The organism is Protofrankia sp. CiP1_Cm_nod1 (genome assembly GCF_920888515.1).
Taxonomy (GTDB): Bacteria; Actinomycetota; Actinomycetes; order Frankiales; family Frankiaceae; genus Protofrankia.
In genome coordinates, this window is the sequence record NZ_CAKKTM010000254.1 from 1 (window position 1) to 4,116 (window position 4,116).

General features: G+C 74.2%; 3 protein-coding genes. 1 reads left to right on the forward strand and 2 read right to left on the reverse strand.

Annotation, left to right across the window (positions count from 1 at the left end; all coding sequences use genetic code 11):
• A partial coding sequence (locus NBX02_RS11610) for an HAD-IB family hydrolase (protein ID WP_250291303.1) occupies window positions 1-2,291 on the reverse strand: 2,291 nt, incomplete at its 3' end.
• A 300-nt stretch (window positions 2,292-2,591) separates the two neighbouring features.
• Entirely contained in the window at window positions 2,592-3,587 is a 996-nt protein-coding gene (locus NBX02_RS11615; protein WP_250286956.1) for a 5'-3' exonuclease H3TH domain-containing protein, read from the reverse strand.
• On the opposite strand from NBX02_RS11615, the gene NBX02_RS11620 reads away from it, so the two are divergent.
• Window positions 3,561-4,100 carry an Lrp/AsnC family transcriptional regulator gene (locus NBX02_RS11620; protein WP_445548381.1) on the forward strand — a complete coding sequence of 180 codons (540 nt, stop codon included), beginning with the start codon at window positions 3,561-3,563 and terminating at the stop codon, window positions 4,098-4,100. The two genes, NBX02_RS11615 and NBX02_RS11620, sit on opposite strands and share 27 nt — an antisense overlap.
• The last annotated feature ends 16 nt before the right edge of the window (window positions 4,101-4,116 follow it).

A 4,116-nucleotide genomic window follows, 5' to 3' on the forward strand; every position in this document is an offset into this window, starting at 1 on the left:
GCCCGCACCCGCGCGGCCACGGCATGGGCCCGGCGCTCGTCGCGGGCGGCCGCGACCGCGCGCGGCTCGCCCGGCGTCGACGACCACTCCTCGATCGGCCAGCCGGAGCGGCGGGCGACCCGGTACAGCGGCAGGTCGGGGCTGACCGCCACCGGGTTGCCGACGGCACGCAGCATCGGCAGGTCCGACTGGCTGTCGGCATACCCCCACGACGCCCGCAGGTTCGCCCCCACCCGCCCCGCGTAGTGGCTCAGCCACGCCGCCCGGGCGTCCCCGACCAGCGGCGCCGACGTCAGCCGTCCGGTGTAACGCCCGTCCGGCCCGACCGCGAGAGCGGTCGCGACGATCTCGTCGAACAGTGGTGCCAGCGGACGGGTGAGCACCGCGACCGCGCCGGTGAGCAGCACCGTCCGGTGCCCGGCCTCCCGGTGCTCACGGACCCGGCGGATCGCCGCCGGCTTGACCCGGCGCAGCAGGATGTCCCCGGCGACCTCGTCGACGAGACGGGCGAGCTCGTCGGGGTCGGCGCCGGCGTAGCGGGTGTACACCGCCCGGATGAGATGCCCCCGGTCCCGCTGTTCGGCGCGGATGTAGCCGGGCAGCGCACGGGCCAGCGAGGCCAGCTCCCGGCCGCGGGCCACGGTGTTCTGGTCGGCCAGCCGCAGCCACAGGTAGGACTCGATCACGGTCGAGGACACCAGCGTGCCGTCCAGGTCGAACACCGCCAGCGTGTCCGGCCCGCCGGCCGAGGCCGGAGCCACCCGGCGGGCCGGCGGCGGCGACGTGTCCGGCCCGCGGATGGTCGCCGTCACGCTCGGGATGTGGATGTCCTGCAGGTAGGTGTGCCAGTCGTAGCAGGCTGGGTCGAACCCGAACCGCTGCGCGTCGGCGGGCTCCAGCCCCTGGTGCAGGGCCCGGGTCGCGTCGTCGACGTAGACCAGCTCGGCCCGGGTGTAGGAGCGGTACAGGTCCTGGTAGCGGCGCAGGAACGACAGCCGCTCGTCGAGCTGCTCCAGGTCGCGGGCGGCCTGGCGGACCCGGTCGGAACGGGGCGCGTACGCCAGCGCCCGGCCGGCGAGCTCGGTGAACCGCTCCCCGCGGCGCAGCCTGCTCTCGACCGTCGCGGCCCCGGCGAAACGCCACTCGGCCGCGGCGACCGCGCCGCGGTTGCGGGCGACCAGCGGATGGCGCTGGAAGTACTCCCGGACATGCTCGTAGAGGTCCCGGAACAGCAGCGGGTTACGGAAGCCCGAACAGACCGTGTAGTAGGCCGGGGTGTCCGCCGGCGGGGTGGCCGCCGCCGCGGCGATGATCGCGTTGACCACCAGGTCGACCGGGATGATGTCGATGATGCCGTCGGGGGAGGCCGGGAAGTCCGGCAGCTCCCCGCGCGCGTAGGCGATGATCAGCGGCTCGGCCATCTTGAAGCCCTCGATCCACCCCGGGAACGGGCGGGCCAGCGCGCTTTCGATGATGGACGGGCGCACCACGGTCAGCGGCAGGCCGTCGCGGGAGTCCTCCAGGTAGCGCTCGGCGAGCGCCTTGGTGAAGGTGTAGCAGTCGGTCCAGCCCAGCACCCGGGCCCGTTCCCCGCCGATCTCGACGAGCCGGCGCTCCACCCACCGGCGGCGGTGGCGCTCGGCCTCGCGGGAGACCGTCTGGGCGCCGGCGCGCACATGATCGGCCTCGGCCCGCTCCCGGAAGCCGCGCAGCGCCTCGGGGGTACGGGAGGCGTCCTCGGCCGCCGCCCGTGCCCGCTGCGCGGCGGTCTGCTCCGCCCGCCAGTCGACGGTGTGCGCCAGCCGGCCCTCGGCCACGTGCCCGGAGCGCAGACCCGCCACGTACGCCGTGGAGATGTGCACGATGTGCGGGCGGGCGCCGCTGTCCCGCACCGCCCGCAGCAGCTCCTGGACCCCGCCGAGGTTGGTGGCGAAACCCGCGTCGATCGGCGGGTCGAAGGACACCTCACCGGCACAGTGGATCACGACGTCGATGTCCGCCGGCAACGTCGGCATCCGTTCCAGGTCACCCTCGAGCACGGTGACCCGCTCGCGCAGCGCCCGCTCGACCCCGTCCGCGCCGACCTGACCGCGCCAGGCGGCGAATGCCGGTTTGGCAACCAGCGCCGCGAACCGGGCCTGACCGCTACGGCCGGCGCGCGGACGGACGAGGGCGACCACCTCGGTGCCGGGCAGATCGGACAGCAGCCGTTCGAGCAGTGCCTCGCCCACGAAGCCGGTCGCTCCCGTGACAAGGACGCGCTTGCCCGCGAGCCGCTCGGGCAGCCCCACCGCCTCACCTCATTCCGTCATCGGGATTGCGTTCCGTTATCGGGGTTGCGTTGTCGGGACGCCGGTGGGCCACGCGGTGAGGACACCGGCGCGGGGCCGCGACCGGCTCACGCCGGTGAGGCTGCGTCCCCTTTCGCCCAGGTCTGCCTCGTCCGGTGCCGACCGGCCATGGAGCGGGTACGGGTGGACATTACAAGCACAGCCGCGACAAGTGACACAACCGACGTGGCCGGCACCGCAGCCAGGGCGTGTCCGCCCGGCTGCCGGCCAGCCGCCGCCCGGCTGCCGGGCAGCCATCCGTCAGACGTGCCCGAGGGCCGCGACGAGCCGGTCGCAGGCCTTCTCCACACCCCACCGCCGGGCCAGCGCGGCCAGTCCCGCGCTGTCGGCGGGCCGGGCGGGCAGCCGGTCCGGCACCGGCGGCAGGCCGACGTCGGTGACGACCCGGACCACCGGCACGGCGGCGTCCAGGTAGGCCGCGGCCTCGATGATCCGCTGCCTGCTCCGGCCCGGGAAGCCGGCGATCTCCCCTCGCGCGGCCGCGGCCCGGACCGCCGCCAGCGACCCGAACCTGCTCAGCAGTGCCGCCGCGGTCTTCGGGCCGATGCCTGACACACCCGGCAGCCCGTCGCTGGGGTCGCCGCGTAGCACCGCGAAGTCGGCGTAGGCCCGGCCGGGGATGCCGAAACGGCTGGCCACAGCCGCCTCGTCGATCACGGCGAACCGTTCGACCGCGTAGCGCACCCGTACCGGCCGGGAGTCGTCGACCAGCTGGAACAGGTCCCGGTCCCCGGTGAGCACGTCCACCTCCGCCTGGTCACGGGTGGCCAGCGTGCCGATGACGTCGTCCGCCTCGTAGCCGGCGGCCGACACCCGGGGGACGCCGACGGCGTCCAGGACGGCGTCGATGACCGGCAGCTGGGCGGTGAGCTCCGCCGGGACGTCCTCGGCCCACCCGGCGCTCCCCGCGCTCCCCGCGCTCCCGGTGCCGCCGGTGCCACCGGCGGCCACCCGGTGGGCCTTGTACGACGCCAGCAGCGCGACCCGGAACGGCGGGCGCCAGTCCGCGTCGAAGCAGGCCACCAGCCGGGTGGGACGGATCTCGACGATCTGGCGGGCCAGGGTGTCCAGCAGGCCGCGCACGGCGTTGACGGGTGTCCCGTCCGGGGCGCGCACCGACCGCGGCACCCCGTGGAAGGCGCGGAAGTACAGCGACGGGGTGTCCAGCAGCATCAGCCGACCGGCGGTGGAGGTACGCACCCGGACAGGGTGACATCCCCTGCCGCGTACCAACATCCGCCTCTTCGCGTATCGACATCCACCCAGCACACGACCACGGTCCGTGATCTGCGTACGCTCCGGATCGTGCTGGAAGACCTTGACCGTGAGATCGTCCGTCTGCTGTGCCGGGATGGCCGGATGAGCTACACCGACCTGGGCCGGTCCACCGGCCTGTCCGTGTCCGCGGTCCATCAGCGAGTACGCCGCCTGGAACAGCGAGGCGTGATCACCGCGTACACGGCCATCGTCGACGCCGCCGAGATCGGCCTCCCGCTCACCGCGTTCGTATCGATCAAGCCGATCGACCCGAGCCAGCCGGACGACGCCCCGGAGCGGCTGCGGGACCTGACCGCCATCGAGGCCTGCCACAGCGTCGCCGGTGAGGAGAGCTACCTGCTCAAGGTCCGCGTCGGCACCCCGGGCGACCTGGAAAGCCTGCTGCAGCAGATCCGGGCCGCGGCGAACGTGTCGACCCGCACCATGGTCGTCCTGTCCACCCCGTACGAGGCACGGCCACCAGCCATCTGACCGGACCATCCGGCCT